Origin of the sequence: Pseudomonas sp. BSw22131 (assembly GCF_026810445.1) — a bacterium.
In the GTDB taxonomy this organism is placed as follows: Bacteria; Pseudomonadota; Gammaproteobacteria; order Pseudomonadales; family Pseudomonadaceae; genus Aquipseudomonas; species Aquipseudomonas huanghezhanensis.
Genome location: NZ_CP113949.1, coordinates 4,658,587 through 4,674,861 on the forward strand (window position 1 = coordinate 4,658,587; position 16,275 = coordinate 4,674,861).

Genomic DNA, 16,275 nt, shown 5'->3' on the forward strand with positions numbered 1-16,275 from the left:
GCGAAAGTCTCTCTGCTTCCGGCATATGTTTAGCCGGGCCAAAGCATCGCGAGCAAGCTCCCTCCCACCAAGCCAGCACCCGGTGGCCTCACATACTCAATTTATCTTCAATCGCGTGCGCAACCCGCGCAAACCATAGCTTACCCACGGCCACAACAACGCGCTGACCAAAGCCGGTAAAACGAGTGCAAGCGTCGGCTGGCGGTTACCGGTAAGCGCGCTGAGCCAGAGCTGGACCAGTTGGGCCAGACCGAAAATCACCAGAATCACCAGGCACTGCTGCCACATCGGGAACATGCGCAAACGCTGTTGCAGGGACAGCACCAGGAACGTAATCAGCGTCAGAATCAGCGCGTTCTGGCCGAGCAAGGTGCCATAGAGCACGTCTTCAGCCAGGCCGAGCATCCAGGCAGTGACCATGCCGACCTTGTGCGGCAGGGCCAGCGCCCAGAACGCCAACAGCAGCGCAAGCCACAGCGGACGGAAGATTTCCATGAACTGCGGCAGCGGTGAAACGCTCAACAACAGGCCGATGGCGAAGGTCAACCAGACCACCCAGCCGTTTCTCGGGGGGGCATGACGAGCCATTATTCTTCCCTCTGCCGTGGCGTTTCAGGCGCAGACCTTGGTGTAGCTGGCGCAGACCTTGACGTGGATGGCGCCGTTGTCGCTGGCGCAGTGCCCGTTGCAGGTTTAGCAGGCGGCTTCGCGACGGGCTTGGTGGTCTGTGTTTTAGCAGGCGTTGCTGCCGCAGGCTGCGCCGTTGAAGTGCTCGGTCCAGGCGTTGCATGAGTGGCCGCAGGCTTGGCCGGGGCCGCCGTTGACGCTGGCGTGGCAGGCAACGTCGCCGAAGGCACGCCCGCAGGATCAGCGGTCTGGCGGTCCAGCGACTCCTGCTGCTGAGCGGCGTCGGCAGCGCGCTCCTCAGGGGAACGGCCGTCAGAGAACACAAGTAACAAATATCGACTGCGATTCAGTGCGGCAGTCGGCACAGCCCGCACGATCGCAAATGGCTGGCCGGAGTCGTGAATCACTTCCTTCACCGTGGCCACCGGATAACCAGCCGGGAAGCGCTGACCCAGGCCAGAGCTGACCAATAGATCGCCTTCCTTGATGTCAGCGGTGTCAGCTACGTGGCGCAGTTCCAGCCGCTCGGGGTTACCGGTACCGCTGGCAATCGCCCGCAAGCCGTTGCGGTTCACCTGAACCGGAATGCTGTGAGTGGTGTCTGTGAGCAACAACACGCGCGAAGTGTAAGGCATCAGTTCAACGACCTGCCCCATCAAGCCACGCGCATCGAGCACCGGTTGCCCCAGAACCACGCCGTCGCGCTCACCTTTGTTGATGATGATGCGATGGGTGAACGGATTCGGGTCCATGCCGATCAACTCGGCCACTTCGACCTTTTCGTTGACCAACGCAGAGGAGTTGAGCAATTCGCGCAGACGCACGTTCTGCTCCGTCAGGGCCGCCAGCTTTTGCAGGCGTCCTTGCAGGAGCAGGTTTTCGGTCTTGAGTTTTTCGTTTTCGGCGGCGAGTTCCGTACGGCTGCCAAACTGGCTGGCAACGCCCTGATAAAGGCGCTCCGGCAGATCGGCAATCCAGTAGGACTGCATCAGCACCAGCGACATCTGACTGCGTACAGGCTTGAGCAAGGTGAAACGCGCGTCCACGACCATGACCGCAACGGACAACACGACCAGCACCAGCAGGCGAACGCCCAGAGACGGGCCTTTTGAGAAAAGCGGTTTAATAGGCCGCTCCTTCCAGGCATGCGTTCGACGGAATACGCTTCAATTGGCTGTGGTTATTCATGCGACATGAAACCGCCCCGGGGCAGATTGACGGAAGTACAGACTGACAGACTTTGAACGCCACGGGGTGACGTCTACACAACGAACACACAGGCAACACCGTGGGTGCCGCCTGTCGGGTTCATCATGGGTAAAACTCCCGCAGCTTATTCGCTGGAGAGCAGGTCCATGGTGTGTTTGTCCATCATCTCCAGCGCACGGCCGCCACCACGAGCAACACAGGTCAGCGGGTCTTCGGCGACGATCACCGGCAGACCGGTTTCCTGAGCCAGCAGCTTATCGAGGTCACGCAGCAATGCGCCGCCACCTGTCAGCACCAGGCCACGCTCGGCGATGTCCGAAGCCAACTCGGGCGGGGATTGCTCCAGCGCGCTTTTAACGGCCTGAACGATGGTTGCCAGGGATTCCTGCAACGCTTCCAGCACTTCGTTGGAGTTCAGGGTAAATGCACGTGGAACGCCTTCTGCAAGGTTACGGCCACGTACGTCGACTTCACGTACTTCGCCACCTGGATAGGCGGTGCCGATTTCCTGCTTGATGCGTTCGGCGGTGGATTCACCGATGAGGCTGCCGTAGTTACGACGTACATAAGTGATGATCGCTTCATCGAAACGGTCGCCGCCTACTCGTACGGATTCTGCGTAAACCACGCCATTCAGGGAGATCAGAGCAATTTCAGTGGTGCCGCCGCCGATGTCGACGACCATCGAGCCACGCGCCTCTTCGACAGGAAGACCGGCGCCGATTGCGGCGGCCATTGGCTCTTCGATCAGGAATACTTCACGAGCGCCTGCACCCAGTGCCGACTCGCGAATGGCACGACGCTCAACCTGGGTGGATTTGCACGGTACGCAAATCAACACACGCGGGCTGGGCTGCAGGAAGCTGTTTTCGTGAACTTTGTTGATGAAATACTGGAGCATCTTTTCGCACACACTGAAGTCGGCGATCACGCCGTCCTTCATCGGACGAATGGCGGCAATGTTACCCGGGGTACGGCCCAGCATACGCTTGGCTTCCATCCCGACAGCAACAACGCTCTTCTGATTTCCGTGGGTCCGAATGGCCACAACCGATGGCTCATTCAGGACAATACCGCGCTCACGCACGTAAATAAGGGTGTTGGCAGTGCCCAGGTCGATGGAAAGATCGCTGGAAAACATGCCACGCAGTTTCTTGAACATGGGAAAGGGACCCTAGGGAACGCGTGGGTAAAAAAGTGCGGCAAACTCTAACAACGACAGGGATTTTGGGCAAGGAGCCAATATGTTAAATTGGCTGTTTTTCCGAGCACTACCCTGGACGTTAGCGGCCTTATGACCGTTTAAAGCGTGTAGTGTTCCGCAATCTGACGTACGGCGCATGCCCTACGCATTCCACTGGAGAACCCCATGGCGCTTGATCGCTCCGACGTGGAAAAAATCGCTCATCTTGCTCGACTGGGCCTGAATGACGCCGATATACCGCGTACTACCGAGGCACTTAACAGCATTCTAGGGCTGGTCGACCAGATGCAAGCGGTCGACACCACCGGTATCGAACCCCTTGCGCACCCGCTTGAAGCCTCCCAGCGCCTGCGTGAAGACGCAGTCACCGAGAGCAACCACCGTGACACGTATCAAGCCATCGCACCAGCGGTCCAAGACGGCCTTTATCTGGTTCCGAAAGTCATCGACTAAGGGAATGTGCCTTCAATGCATCAAATGACAGTGGCCGAACTCGCTCGCGGGCTGGCCGATAAAACGTTTTCTGCCGAAGAATTGACCCGCACCCTGCTGACGCGTATTGCCCAGCTGGACCCGCAGATCAACAGCTTCATTTCCCTCACCGAAGACTTGGCCATCACTCAGGCTCAGGCTGCCGACGCCCGTCGTGCCGCAGGAGAGAATAGCCCCTTGCTCGGCATTCCGCTGGCGCACAAAGACTTGTTCTGCACCAAAGGCATTCGCACCAGTTGCGGATCGAAGATGCTCGACAATTTCAAGGCGCCCTACGACGCCACCGTGGTCGCAAAACTGGCCGCAGCCGGAACGGTGACGCTGGGCAAAACCAACATGGACGAATTCGCCATGGGCTCGGCCAACGAGTCCAGCCATTACGGCGCAGTGAAAAACCCGTGGAACCTCGAACACGTTCCGGGCGGCTCGTCGGGCGGCTCGGCGGCAGCCGTGGCAGCACGCCTGCTGCCGGGCGCAACCGGCACTGACACCGGCGGCTCCATCCGCCAGCCAGCAGCGCTGACCAACCTGACCGGCCTGAAGCCGACTTACGGTCGGGTTTCACGCTGGGGCATGATCGCCTACGCGTCCAGTCTCGATCAGGCAGGCCCAATGGCCCGCACCGCCGAAGACTGCGCCCTGTTGCTGCAAGGCATGGCCGGCTTCGACGCCAACGATTCCACCAGCATCGACGAACCCGTACCCGATTACGCCGCGAGCCTCAATGGCTCGCTGCAAGGTCTGCGCATCGGCGTGCCGAAGGAGTACTTCAGCGCAGGTCTCGATCCGCGCATCGCTGACCTGGTCATGGCCAGCGTCGAAGAGCTGAAGAAGCTCGGCGCCGTGGTCAAGGACGTCAGCCTGCCCAACCTTCAGCACGCGATCCCGGCGTATTACGTGATCGCCCCGGCTGAGGCGTCTTCCAACCTGTCGCGTTTTGACGGCGTGCGTTTTGGCTATCGCTGCGAAGACCCCAAAGACCTGACCGATCTGTACAAGCGTTCCCGCGCCGAGGGCTTTGGCCCTGAAGTGCAACGCCGGATCATGGTCGGCGCCTATGCCCTGTCGGCAGGTTATTACGATGCGTACTACCTGCAAGCGCAGAAAATCCGTCGCCTGATCAAGAACGACTTCATGAGCGCCTTCGCTGAAGTCGATGTGATCCTCGGTCCGACCACGCCTAACCCCGCCTGGAAAATCGGCGCCAAGAACAACGACCCGATTTCTGCGTATCTGGAAGACTTCTACACCATCACCGCCAACCTCGCGGGCTTGCCGGGCTTGTCCATGCCCGCCGGTTTCGCCGACGGTCTGCCGGTGGGTGTGCAGTTGCTGGCACCGTATTTCCAGGAAGGCCGCCTGTTGAATGTTGCCCACCAATACCAACAGGTCACTGATTGGCACACTCGCTCGCCGGCCGGTTTCTAAGGAGAAAACACATGCAATGGGAAGTCGTGATCGGGCTGGAGATTCATACCCAGCTCACCACCCAATCGAAGATTTTCTCCGGTAGCTCCACCACATTCGGTTCAGAGCCCAACACTCAGGCCAGTCTGGTTGACCTGGGCATGCCGGGTTCGCTGCCGGTGCTGAACAAAGAAGCGGTACAGATGGCGGTCAAGTTCGGCCTTGCCATTGATGCCGAGATCGGTCAGCACAACGTGTTCGCTCGCAAGAACTACTTCTACCCCGACCTGCCGAAGGGCTACCAGATCAGCCAGATGGAGCTGCCTATTGTCGGCAAGGGCCACCTGGACATCACACTGGAAGACGGCACGGTCAAACGTATCGGCGTGACCCGTGCGCACCTTGAAGAAGACGCGGGAAAAAGCCTGCACGAAGACTTCAGCGGCATGACCGGTATTGACCTGAACCGCGCTGGCACACCGTTGCTGGAAATCGTGTCCGAGCCGGACATGCGTTCGGCCAAGGAAGCGGTGGCGTACGTCAAAGCCATGCACGCGCTGGTGCGCTACCTGGGCATCTGCGACGGCAACATGGCCGAAGGTTCGCTGCGTTGCGACTGCAACGTCTCGATCCGCCCCAAAGGTCAGGTTGAGTACGGCACCCGCTGCGAGATCAAGAACGTCAACTCGTTCCGCTTCATCGAGAAGGCGATCAACAGCGAAATCCAGCGTCAGATCGAGCTGATCGAAGACGGCGGCCGAGTCATTCAGCAGACCCGCCTGTACGATCCGGCCAAAGACGAAACCCGCGCCATGCGCAGCAAAGAGGAAGCCAACGATTACCGTTACTTCCCTGATCCTGACCTGTTGCCAGTGATCATAGAGGACTCGTTCCTCCATCAGGTACGCGCCACATTGCCGGAGTTGCCTCCGCAAAAACGCGAGCGTTTCCAGTCGCAATTCGGACTGTCCGCCTACGATGCCAGCGTGCTGGCGTCGAGCCGCGAGCAAGCGGACTTCTTCGAGAAGGTGGTCGCCATCGGCGGCGACGCCAAGCTGGCGGCCAACTGGGTCATGGTTGAACTGGGTTCGTTGCTGAACAAGCAAGGCGTCGAGATCGATGATTCTCCGGTCAGTTCCGAGCAACTGGGCGGCATGTTGCTGCGCATCACCGACAACACCATTTCCGGCAAGATTGCGAAGATGGTGTTCGAGGCCATGGCCAATGGCGAAGGCAGCGCTGATGAAGTGATCGAGAAGCGCGGCCTCAAGCAAGTCACCGACAGCGGCGCCATCGAGTCGATGCTCGACGAAGTGCTGGCGGCCAACGCAGAACAGGTCGAGCAGTATCGTGCGGCAGACGAAGCCAAACGCGGCAAGATGTTCGGGTTTTTCGTCGGTCAGGCGATGAAAGCGTCTAAAGGCAAAGCCAACCCGCAGCAAGTCAACGAAGTGTTGAAGAGCAAGCTGGAAGGTTAAGCCCAACGCCTGATCTGTAGGAGCGCGCGTGCCCACGAAGGCAGTCTTGAAGTCAGTACATTCATGGCTGACATGACGCAATCGCGGGCAAGCGCGCTCTTACCTGTCTACCGACACCCAACCGGACTTGTACTCATGCTGCGGCCTCTCGGCGCTTGCGCACTGCTCTCCTCGATCTTGTTGCTGCCCGGATGCGCCAGCGAAGGCATCATCGATCCTCACGGTTACAACGCCACCGGCGGCGCGTCCTACTACGGTGCGCAGCACCAGGGCAAACGCACGGCCAGCGGCGAACGTTTCGATCAAAACAGCTACACCGCAGCCCATCGACAATTGCCCTTCGGTACGCGTGTGCAGGTCACCAACCTGAGCAACGACAGAACGGTCGTAGTGCGTATCAACGATCGCGGCCCGCACACTCGCGGGCGCCTGATCGATGTGTCACGCGCAGCCGCCGAACAATTGGGTATGCTGCGCAGCGGCACAGCCAAGGTTCGCGTGCAGGCGCTGGACGACTGATCTGAACCCATTCCACTGACAACACCGCAGGTGCCCTGAATTCTCGAATTATCGACACTGCCGCTGCCCAATCTGATTGAGCTGATCGGCGGCTTGCTGCTCCTCATCATCGGCGCCGAACTGTCCGTACGCGGCGCCGTGGGCCTGGCCGCCATTCTCCAGACCCGCCCGCTGTTCCTTGGCCTGACCGTCGTGGCGCTGGGCAGCAGCGCGCCACAAATGGCCGTCGGCCTGCAGGCCGCACTCTCCAGCAGCGGCGATATCGCGGTGGGCAGCGTGGTGGGCAGCAACATTTTCAACGTGCTGGTCACGCTGGGGCTTTGTGCGTTGATCATCCCGCTGCGCGTTGCCCGGCAACTGGTCCGGGTCGATATTCCATTGATGATTGCCGCCACCGCACTGGTCACGGCACTGGCCTGGAACGGCGTACTCAGCGGGTTGGACGGCGTCATTCTGCTGGTCGCGCTGGGCGCTTACCTGGTGGTGGTGCTGCGCCAATTCGCCCACGGCACCCGCCGCGCCAGCCCCGCCGTAACGCCGTCACAAAGCAAAGTGCGCCCACTGATCGGGCGCGTGGCGATGATGATTGGCGGCTTGGTGCTGATGATCTACGGCAGCCACTTTCTGGTCAGCGCCGCCACCGTGATCGCTCAGGACCTGGGGCTGTCGGAGCGGGTAATCGGGCTGACGGTGATCGGCATCGCCACCTCGCTGCCGGCGTTGATGACGTCGCTGGTTGCCGCCCTGCGGGGTGAGCGAGACATTGCGGTGGGTAACGTGATTGGCAGCAATCTCTTCAATCTGCTCGGAGTGCTGGGCGCGACCGCATTGATCAGCCCGGAGCCGCTGTCGATCTCACCCAATGCGCTGGATTTCGATTTTCCGGTGATGCTCACGGCGGCGGTCCTGACCCTGCCGTTGTTCTATTCGGGCTATCGACTGACACGCGTGGAAGGCTTGTTGATGCTGGTGTTGTACGTAATTTACGGGCTGCACATTGTGTCGTTCACCACCGGCATGCCTCTGGCGGACAGGCTGGAACGGCTGATGATTCACTACGCATTGCCAGTGCTTGCGCTCGGCATTGCCTTCAACACCGTTCGCGCCTGGCGACGACAGCATTGAACACCCCTACCCTGTAGGAGCGAACCTGTTCGCGAGGCGTTGGACCAGAAACACCGGGTTATCCGCCTCGCCAACAAGTTGGCTCCACAGATTGCCGTTAAATCCAGCCGCCCCACTGCAGGATGAAGATCCCGATGTTGGTGGTCACGGCCGCAGCCAGCGTGGTCATGACGATGATCGCCGCAGCCAGCTCATGATTGCCATTGGCCGCACGGACCATCACGTAACTGGCGGACGCTGTCGGCGCCCCGAAGTACAGGAACAAAATCCCCAGCTCCGCCCCTCGAAAACCCAGCAACCACGCGCCGAAGGTGCAGATCATCGGCAGCCAGACCATCTTCATCAGGCTGGCGCTGATCACCAGACCGCCGCTCTCACGCAGGGATTTGAGTGACAGCGTCCCGCCAATGCACATCAACGCCAGCGGCAGCGTCATCTGCGCCAGATAGCTACCGGACGTATCAAGCCACTTGGGAATCGGGATCTGGAAATAGGCGAACGGCGTCGCCACCACGATGCTGAGAATCAGCGGGTTAGCCATCACGCTTTTGAAGATGCTCCACGGATCAGACTTGATCACCGGGCTGTACACCGCCAGGACCACGGTAGAGAGCGTGTTGTAAAACAGGATGACCAGCGCCGCGAGAATGGCCCCCAGCGAAATGCCGTAATCGCCGTACATGCTGGCAGCCAGCGCCAGCCCAATGACGCCGTTGTTACCGCGAAACGCGCCTTGGGTATAAATGCCGCGCTCGGCGAAGGGCACGCGGTAGATCGCCCAGCCCCAGGCAATGGCAAACCCCACCACCGTCGCGATGATGAAATAGATCAACACACCAGGCTTGAGGGCGGCGTGTAAATCAGCGTGGATGATGCCCAGAAACAGCAACGCCGGCATGGTGCAGTTGAACACCAGTGCCGACGCTGTGTGGATGAAGCTGTCGTTGATCCAGCCAACGCGTTTGAGCAGGACACCCATGAACAACATGGCGAACACTGGCGCTGTGATGTTCAGGGTTTCTAAAAAAATAGCCAGCATGCCCGTCAAAACCCTGTCCCGTCGTTAGGTGGCTAATGATAGGCCAGCACGGACGGTTGTATGACAGGGAATTTTCGCCAGCCTCGGTCAGAACGCCAATGTCACGCGCGCATTTAGCGCCTGATCCGAGGTGTTGCTGCCCACCTGACCGTCGTAGCTCACGCCTACGCTGAGCGTGTCGCTGAGCCCAAGATCCACACCTGCGCCCAGCACGGCGGCGTTTCTGGCAATGGGCGCGCCGGACAGTGCAAACGTGTCGCCGCCACTGAATGCAGCACGGCTCTCAGGCGTGACATCGCCAAAGGCGCGGCGCCAGCCCAGCGTGGCATTGGGTTTGACGTCAACGCTCCCCACACTCAGGCGGGTAGCGGCACGCAGGCCCAGGGTGCTGAACGTGACATGATTTTCCTGAGACTTGTTTTCCAGGCTGATCACGTTGCTGCTTTCATCAAATGCGTCGGTGTCCAGCCGCACATGCGCCAGATTGGCGAACGGTTCGAGCTGCGCATTGTTGCCCAGCTCAATGGTGTAACCCAGTTCACCGAACACCTGATTGGTCGCTGCACGGTAGTCCTCTTTGAGCCGCTCGGAAGACCCAGGCAAATCAAGCGAACGCTTGGCCGTCAACTCATGCCAGGTGCGTACCGCCCCAAGACGCAAGCCCAACTGACCCCATTTCGCACCGCCGTAGACGCCCACGTGATAGTTGTCGCTGTCGGAAGACCCCGACGCATGCCGCAGATCGAAACTGCTGTGGCTGAACCCGGCCAAAGCGCCGACTCTCCAGGTGTCATCCAGCGGCACATCAGCACCGAACACCAGCCCGCTGGTATGCGTGTCTAGCCCGGCAATATCGCCGCTGCTGTCTGTTCTGCCGGTTGCCCCCAGAACCTGCGACCACACAACGCCCCGCGACGCATCGCCGGCAAGGGTTTGCGTCGCGCCGCCGTTTGCCGGGGATGATTGCGCCTGCTGCAAGCGATCGTTCACGGCATTGCGCACCAGACGGCTGTCTTCGATCAGCGCTGATTGAGTCGAGGCATGCAGTTCATTGGACAGGCCACTGAAAGTCGCTTGTGCGGTAGCCGCATCCTGCTGCACCACTTGCCTCCACAACGCGTTGCCTGTTCCTGCGCTGTCCAGACCTTGCGCCACAGCCCGGGCATTGTTCGTGGTCGCCACGCTGGCGAAGGTTTGCGCATTGCGGTCGAGCGTCAGCCCGACATCCGTTGCGGTGTAGTTGAGCGTCGGGGTGAGAAACACGAAGTTCGATTGCACGGGCGCGAATGCGCCGGTTACGCCACCGGCCGCCGAGAGAATCGAATAACGGCTTGCCGCGAGCCAGGTGCCGTTTTGCACCAGCGAAATCGTGCTGTTATTAACCGTTGCGCGGCCCGTGGCAACGATTCGGTCGGCATTGCCCGAGGCATCGGATTCCACCTGATAGACCGCACCTTGAGCGAGGCTTACGTCACCGTTGACGTTCAACTGCCCCACCGAATTCCCCGGTGCAACCACACCGCCCTGCGCGACATTGATACCGCCAACCGTGCCATTGCCGCCCAGCGTCGCCCCTTGCTGGACGCTGACAACGGAGTTGCCGAGGTTGCCATTGACCGCCAATCGACCGGCTTGCACCGTGGTCGGTCCGGAAAAACTGCTGTCGCTCGTCAGGCTCAGCGACCCGGCGCCGCGTTTGATCAGCGCGCCGGTGCCGCTCAGGGCATTGCTGAAAGTATCGTTTGTGGATTGGTCGAGTATCAACGTGGCGTTGTCGTTGATCGCACCGCTGCCGAACGCCTTGGCATGGCCGGTGAGGCTGCCGCCGTTGATCACCGTGCCACCGGAATAGCTGTTGTTGCCCGTAAGGATCAGGTTGCCGGTGCCGTTCTTGATCAGCCCACCGCTGCCGCCGATGTCGTTACGCCATGCATCCACGGCGTTGTAACCGCCAAGGGCGGCGTTCATGTTGACCGAGACCGTGGAATTGAACGCCGCGTAACCGTCACCCGCTGCGTACAGATTCAAACGGCCATAACCACCGGACTGATCGATCACCGCGTAACCCGACGAGATTTCAGTGGTCGCCAGAATCTCGCGGCGCTGACTGGCATCCAGGTACGGGAATCGGGTCTCCAGCAACACTTCGGCATTGACCGGCACCACAGGGGCAAGATTGGTCGGCCCCACCGGGTCGAATCCATAGGTCATGCGCGAGGTGAAGAGGGCTTTGTCCTGGGCATGCTGAGAGGTGCGGTCGGTGGCCGGATCGATGCTCGCCATGCAGTTGTTGATATCGCCCCCGCACTGCGCGGTGAAGTACGCCAGCGACTGAGCGCGGGCATCGGCACGCAGTTGCGCATTGGCTGGATTGGACAGGTTATCGATGGCGAAGTAGGTGGCCGTGATTCGCCCGCCTATTACGTCAAATGGCGAATGCATGCCCGCCTCGATGCGGTTGTCTCCGACCTCGGAAGCGCGCAGCAGCAGTTCGCTGAAACGCTCGGGAATGGCGTAGGCCAAGGCGATGGAGGACAGATACGCAGCGTTGGTGTGGCCGCTCGGGAACCCGGAATCGCTGGCGGGCGTAGTGCTTTCGGCCGGGCGCAGTGAGGGTTGCACGACGAACGCAAGACTCTGGCCGTCCAGGCTCTGCCGCCACGGACGCGGATACAGATAGTGCGATTTGGCCGGTGTGGTCGATGCGTCGTTGCGCACAGCGCCCACCAGGTCGACAACTTTGCCCAGCGCCGATGTGGAGCTGCCCGCACCGTTGCCCTTGTCATCGTATTTGGTGGTTTTGTTGCTGTCGTCAAACGCGGTGATGGTGGTGAAAGCACCGGAGCCTGCCTTATACGCAGTGCTCAACGAGCCGAGGCCGCTGATGACGCTGTAACTCTGGTCACGACGGTCATCAAAGTAAGCGGCGGTTTCTTGTGCCAGGGTTCGCGAGTTGGCACGGTCGACCACCAACTGCAAATTGCGTCGAAGCAGGCTTTGGCCCAGCGCTGTCGGGGTGCCCGTGTCCCAGGTGGCGCCCGTCGTCCACAAAGTGTCGAACCCGGAAAGCAGATCGACACCATTGATCGTGTCATCCCCTGCGCGGCTTGCGGCCTGGACTGACAGCGCAAGGAGTGAAAGTACCAGCGTTGACACGATGACCCGGGGAGCTTGCTTAGTGCACGGCATGAAGAACCCTTCGCTTGATTCAAATAAAGCGCCGACGCTAACAAGCGGTTCCTACAGGGAAATGTATCAGCCGTGACATATTTATGGTGATGAGCTGGGCACGCCCGGAGCCGGTGTCCGGGCGCTTGGTGATGGGTGATTGGTGATTGGTGATTGCCGGGCTGCCTCAAGTCAGCGCGGCAGGCACCAGTTTTTTCTCGAACACCGAAACGCCGTCCAGATCGCGCAGGGTCACGGTCAGCTCGGACGTCTGACCGTCGATATTCACCTCCCCGAAAAACTGGTAACCCGCAAACGGCGACATGTTCTGCGCGGTGGGGGCTTTCTGAAACACCAGTTCCGGGCCGAACGTCTTGTCCAGCACGTTGGGCCCAAACGTCCCGGCATTAAGCGGCCCGGCGACGAATTCCCAGAACGGATCGAAATCCTGGAACACCGCCAGGTCCGGCTGGTAGTGATGCGCCGCGCAGTAATGCACGTCGGCGGTCAGCCACACACAGTCCTTGATCTTCTGGGCGCGCAAGTGACCCAGCAGCTCGGCAACTTCCAGCTCTCGGCCTTTGGCCGCACCGTTGTCACCGTTGGCGATGGCCTCCCAACGCGCGACACCGGGGCTGACCTCGCCGTCCGGTACGCCCAGGCCAATCGGCATGTCGGCGGCGATAATTTTCCACTGCGCACCGGACGCCGCGAGTTCGCGCTTGAGCCAGTCCAGTTGCTCACGCCCGAGAAACGCTGTGGTCGGGCCAGGCTTGTCTGCAAGGTTTGCATCGTTACCATCGCGATAACTGCGCATGTCGAGCACGAACACATCGAGCATCGGACCGTAGCTCAGCTTGCGATAAACCCTGCCGCCGTTGTCGGCAGTCTGCAAACGCATGGGGGCGTACTCAAGAAACGCCTGCCGTCCACGCGCCGCCAACTTGAGAATGTCCTTCTCTTTGTAGCGCTCATCGAGCTGCTTGGTGGGCGACCAGTTATTGCAGACTTCGTGGTCGTCCCATTGCCAGATCTGCGGCACCTCAGCGTTGAAGCGGCGCAGGTTTTCGTCCAGCAGGTTGTAACGATAGGCGCCGCGATATTCGTCCAGTGTCTCGGCGACTTTGCTCTTGGCTTCTGTGGTGATGTTGCGCCAGACCCGACCATTTTCAGTGACGATTTCGGCGGGCACCGGGCCGTCGGCGTAAATGGTGTCGCCACTGTGGATAAAGAAATCGGGCAGACGCAGACGCATGGCTTCATAGATGCGCATGCCGCCGATGTCCGGATTGATACCGAAGCCCTGGCCGACCGTATCGCCACTCCAGACGAAACGGATATCGCGCTTCGTCTGCGGCACGCTGCGCAGATGCCCAAACCAGGGCTCGCTGGCGACGCCGGTTTGAGCGTCCTCGAAGAACACGCGGTAGAAGATGGCTTGATCGGAGGGCAAGCCGGTGAGCTCCACGCGGGCGGTGAAGTCGGTACGTTGGTCGGCCAGTAGCGAAACGCTGCGGCGCGGGTTGTTGAACACGCTGCGGGTGTCCCACTCGACGACCATGCGCGAGGGCCGGTCGCTGCGACTCCAGACCATCGCCCGGTCACCTTGCAGATCTCCGGACTGCACGCCGTCGGTCATTTTCGGCCGATCCTTGACCGAGGCGATGACCGCCGGCGCCAGGCCTGGCAGCAAAAGGCCCGCACCGGCGACTTGGATAATGCGGCGACGAGTCAGGTCGAACTGAGTCATGGGAATCCCCTCAAGCGAGTCACAAAAGAGAAAACCTAACAGCGCAATGTTGGCTGAATGTGACAGCCGCTAACGGCTCACCGTTCGTTGTTCGTTGTTCGTTGTTCGTTGCTGTTTGTTCTTTGCTCGCGGTTCGCGGTTCGGGGGCGCGGTTCGCTTTAGATTCTGGCCGAAGGCCGTAGGAGCGCGGCTTGTCCCGCGAACGATCGCGCAGCGGTCGCAAAGCAGGCGCTGCGGTTATCTGAACACACCGCACCCGTAGATTTCAGGGCCGCTGCGCACCCCATCGTCGGCAAGCCGGACTCCCACGCCTTCGGCAGAAGCTGAACATCGACCATGGGCCATATTGCTCCGGCGCAGTTAAGGCCACTGGCACCAGCAAGCGTTACCCTCAACTGAACCTCTGCCGGACCCACAACCTGTAGGCGGGAATTCATTCGCGCGGCGCAGGATCAGGCCCATACCGCCAGATCGCCTCGCCAACACGTTCGTGCCTACAGGTCCAAGGGGTCATGCCCCGGCGGGCGCGGTGTCCAGCTCGACGACTTCCGGGCGTTTGAGCACGGCGTACAGCACGCCAGTCAACAGGCTGCCCGCCACAATCGCCAGCAGATAAAGCAGTGCATGGTTGATCGCGTTCGGGATCAGCAGTACGAACAACCCGCCGTGCGGCGCCATGAGCTTGCAGCCGAAATACATCGACAGCGCGCCGGTCAATGCGCCGCCCGCGATACTTGCCGGGATCACGCGCAGCGGGTCTTTGGCCGCAAACGGAATGGCGCCTTCGGAGATGAAACACAACCCCAGCACCAGCGCCGCCTTTCCGGCTTCACGCTCGCTTTGCGCGAACTTGCGACGAGCAATCAGCGACGCGATGCCCATGCCAATCGGCGGCACCATACCGGCCGCCATGGTCGCAGCCATTGGCGCGCCGCTGCTTGAGGCCAGCAAACCGACCGAGAATGCGTAAGACGCCTTGTTGATCGGCCCACCCAGGTCGACACACATCATCGCGCCCAACAGCACGCCCAGCAGCACAGCGTTGGCGGTGCCCATGGTGTCGAGGAAGTGCGTCAGGCCTTCGAGCATGCTCGCGACCGGCTGGCCCACGACATAAATCATCACCAGCCCGGTGAACAGGCTCGCCAGCAGCGGAATGATCAGAATCGGTTTGAGGGCTTCAAGACTCTGCGGCAGTTTCGCGTAACGATTGACCGCCCACGCGCTGTAGCCCGCAATGAAACCGGCAATGATCCCGCCGATAAAGCCCGCGCCCAGCGTGCTCGCCAGCAGACCGCCGATCATGCCGGGAGCAAGCCCCGGACGGTCGGCGATCGAGTAGGCGATGTAACCCGCCAGCAGCGGCACCATCAGTTGAAACGCAGCGCCCGCACCGATCTGCTTCAACGCAGCGGCCAGCGTGCCAGGCTCTTCTGCCACATGGATGCCGAAAACAAACGACAGCGCGATCAGCAAACCACCCGCCACCACCATCGGCAGCATGTAGGACACACCGGTCAACAGGTGCTTGTAGACACCCGTTTTCTCCTGCTTGGCGGGCGCCTTGGAGGCGTCCTGCGAGGACTCGACCTTGCCCTCGGCCAAGGCTTTTTTCAGCGTGGCTTCGGGCTGCTTTAGCGCAATACCGGTGCCGCAGCGGTAAATCCGTTTGCCGGCAAAGCGCTCGGTCGCGACCTCAATGTCGGCAGCGAGCAACACCACATCGGCGTCGGCAATCGCCTGAGCGCCGAGCGGGTTGCGCGCGCCCACTGAGCCTTGCGTTTCAACCTGCAGCTCATAGCCGAGCTTTTTCGCAGCCTGCGTGATCGCCTCGGCCGCCATGAAGGTGTGAGCCACGCCAGTGGGGCATGCAGTGACGGCCACCAGACGAGGCTGGGCGCTGATGGCAACCGGCGCAGCAGCCGACGCATCAGGCGCGACGTAGACCACGGCCAGTTCAGAGGCTGTGCGCAAAAATTCGTCGGCGTCCTGCAACGCTTGCGCAGGTGTTGACTGGTAAAGCTTTTTGCCTGCAAAACGTTGCAGGTCAAGCGCCCCGCTGTTAACCACCAGCACCCAGTCCGCCGCATCGATATCGGCAGACGTCAATTGCTGTTCCGGATTGCGAGGATTGTGCACTTCAACGCTGGTGCTCCAACCCAGACGCTGAGCGGCGGCGTCAAGCAGACGCGCGCTGAGGACACTGCTGATCTTGCCGTTGGGACAGGCCGTAACAATCGCTAACTTCATGACCATC

At 60.7% G+C, this 16,275-nt stretch carries 12 protein-coding genes; 5 read left to right on the forward strand and 7 right to left on the reverse strand.

Annotated features, from left to right (window positions below):
• Positions 1-96 precede the first annotated feature (96 nt).
• The 3 genes from mreD to mreB all read right to left on the reverse strand — a co-directional run bounded on the left by mreD (position 97) and on the right by mreB (position 2,998).
• A complete protein-coding gene (gene mreD / locus OYW20_RS21115) occupies positions 97-588 on the reverse strand; it encodes a rod shape-determining protein MreD (RefSeq protein ID WP_268797855.1) in 492 nt (163 codons plus the stop codon).
• Positions 588-1,724: a rod shape-determining protein MreC gene (mreC, locus tag OYW20_RS21120; RefSeq protein WP_268801201.1), complete on the reverse strand. Its 1,137-nt coding sequence runs from the start codon at positions 1,722-1,724 to the stop codon at positions 588-590. The genes mreD and mreC overlap by 1 nt, the downstream gene beginning before the upstream one ends.
• A 236-nt stretch (positions 1,725-1,960) precedes the next feature.
• Positions 1,961-2,998, reverse strand: coding sequence for a rod shape-determining protein MreB (gene mreB / locus OYW20_RS21125; RefSeq protein ID WP_020292894.1), 1,038 nt, complete (start codon positions 2,996-2,998; stop codon positions 1,961-1,963).
• A gap of 207 nt (positions 2,999-3,205) precedes the next feature.
• Here mreB and gatC point away from each other — a divergent pair, with 207 nt between their 5' ends.
• The 5 genes from gatC to OYW20_RS21150 all read left to right on the forward strand — a co-directional run bounded on the left by gatC (position 3,206) and on the right by OYW20_RS21150 (position 8,061).
• Complete coding sequence (gatC, locus tag OYW20_RS21130) at positions 3,206-3,493, forward strand: Asp-tRNA(Asn)/Glu-tRNA(Gln) amidotransferase subunit GatC (RefSeq protein WP_268797856.1); 288 nt, start codon at positions 3,206-3,208, stop codon at positions 3,491-3,493.
• Positions 3,494-3,508: 15 nt separating this feature from the next.
• Positions 3,509-4,960, forward strand: a complete 1,452-nt coding sequence (gatA, locus tag OYW20_RS21135; RefSeq protein WP_268797857.1) for an Asp-tRNA(Asn)/Glu-tRNA(Gln) amidotransferase subunit GatA — start codon at positions 3,509-3,511, stop codon at positions 4,958-4,960.
• A gap of 11 nt (positions 4,961-4,971) precedes the next feature.
• Complete coding sequence (gatB, locus tag OYW20_RS21140) at positions 4,972-6,417, forward strand: Asp-tRNA(Asn)/Glu-tRNA(Gln) amidotransferase subunit GatB (RefSeq protein WP_268797858.1); 1,446 nt, start codon at positions 4,972-4,974, stop codon at positions 6,415-6,417.
• A 135-nt stretch (positions 6,418-6,552) separates the two neighbouring features.
• Complete coding sequence (locus tag OYW20_RS21145; protein WP_268797859.1) at positions 6,553-6,936, forward strand: septal ring lytic transglycosylase RlpA family protein; 384 nt, start codon at positions 6,553-6,555, stop codon at positions 6,934-6,936.
• Positions 6,937-7,008: 72 nt separating this feature from the next.
• Positions 7,009-8,061: a calcium/sodium antiporter gene (locus OYW20_RS21150; RefSeq protein WP_268801202.1), complete on the forward strand. Its 1,053-nt coding sequence runs from the start codon at positions 7,009-7,011 to the stop codon at positions 8,059-8,061.
• A gap of 97 nt (positions 8,062-8,158) precedes the next feature.
• On the opposite strand, the gene OYW20_RS21155 is transcribed toward OYW20_RS21150, so the two are convergent.
• The 4 genes from OYW20_RS21155 to OYW20_RS21170 all read right to left on the reverse strand — a co-directional run bounded on the left by OYW20_RS21155 (position 8,159) and on the right by OYW20_RS21170 (position 16,268).
• Positions 8,159-9,100 (reverse strand): AEC family transporter, encoded by a 942-nt coding sequence (locus OYW20_RS21155; protein WP_268797860.1) that lies wholly within the window; start codon positions 9,098-9,100, stop codon positions 8,159-8,161.
• A gap of 87 nt (positions 9,101-9,187) precedes the next feature.
• Positions 9,188-12,289 (reverse strand): autotransporter domain-containing protein, encoded by a 3,102-nt coding sequence (locus OYW20_RS21160; protein WP_268797861.1) that lies wholly within the window; start codon positions 12,287-12,289, stop codon positions 9,188-9,190.
• Positions 12,290-12,455: 166 nt separating this feature from the next.
• Positions 12,456-14,018, reverse strand: coding sequence for an alkaline phosphatase D family protein (locus tag OYW20_RS21165; protein ID WP_268797862.1), 1,563 nt, complete (start codon positions 14,016-14,018; stop codon positions 12,456-12,458).
• 510 nt (positions 14,019-14,528) lie between these two features.
• The gene (locus OYW20_RS21170) at positions 14,529-16,268 is read right to left on the reverse strand and encodes a PTS fructose-like transporter subunit IIB (RefSeq protein WP_268797863.1); all 1,740 of its coding nucleotides are present in this window, start codon (positions 16,266-16,268) and stop codon (positions 14,529-14,531) included.
• Between the last annotated feature and the right edge of the window lie 7 nt (positions 16,269-16,275).

Bases quoted from the DNA above. Each gene is read 5' to 3' on its own strand.
- mreD (WP_268797855.1), bottom strand. From the start codon at position 588: ATGGCTCGTCATGCCCCCCCGAGAAACGGCTGGGTGGTCTGGTTGACC.
- mreB (WP_020292894.1), bottom strand. From the start codon at position 2,998: ATGTTCAAGAAACTGCGTGGCATGTTTTCCAGCGATCTTTCCATCGAC.
- gatC (WP_268797856.1), top strand. From the start codon at position 3,206: ATGGCGCTTGATCGCTCCGACGTGGAAAAAATCGCTCATCTTGCTCGA.
- gatA (WP_268797857.1), top strand. From the start codon at position 3,509: ATGCATCAAATGACAGTGGCCGAACTCGCTCGCGGGCTGGCCGATAAA.
- gatB (WP_268797858.1), top strand. From the start codon at position 4,972: ATGCAATGGGAAGTCGTGATCGGGCTGGAGATTCATACCCAGCTCACC.
- OYW20_RS21145 (WP_268797859.1), top strand. From the start codon at position 6,553: ATGCTGCGGCCTCTCGGCGCTTGCGCACTGCTCTCCTCGATCTTGTTG.
- OYW20_RS21155 (WP_268797860.1), bottom strand. From the start codon at position 9,100: ATGCTGGCTATTTTTTTAGAAACCCTGAACATCACAGCGCCAGTGTTC.
- OYW20_RS21160 (WP_268797861.1), bottom strand. From the start codon at position 12,289: ATGCCGTGCACTAAGCAAGCTCCCCGGGTCATCGTGTCAACGCTGGTA.
- OYW20_RS21165 (WP_268797862.1), bottom strand. From the start codon at position 14,018: ATGACTCAGTTCGACCTGACTCGTCGCCGCATTATCCAAGTCGCCGGT.
- OYW20_RS21170 (WP_268797863.1), bottom strand. From the start codon at position 16,268: ATGAAGTTAGCGATTGTTACGGCCTGTCCCAACGGCAAGATCAGCAGT.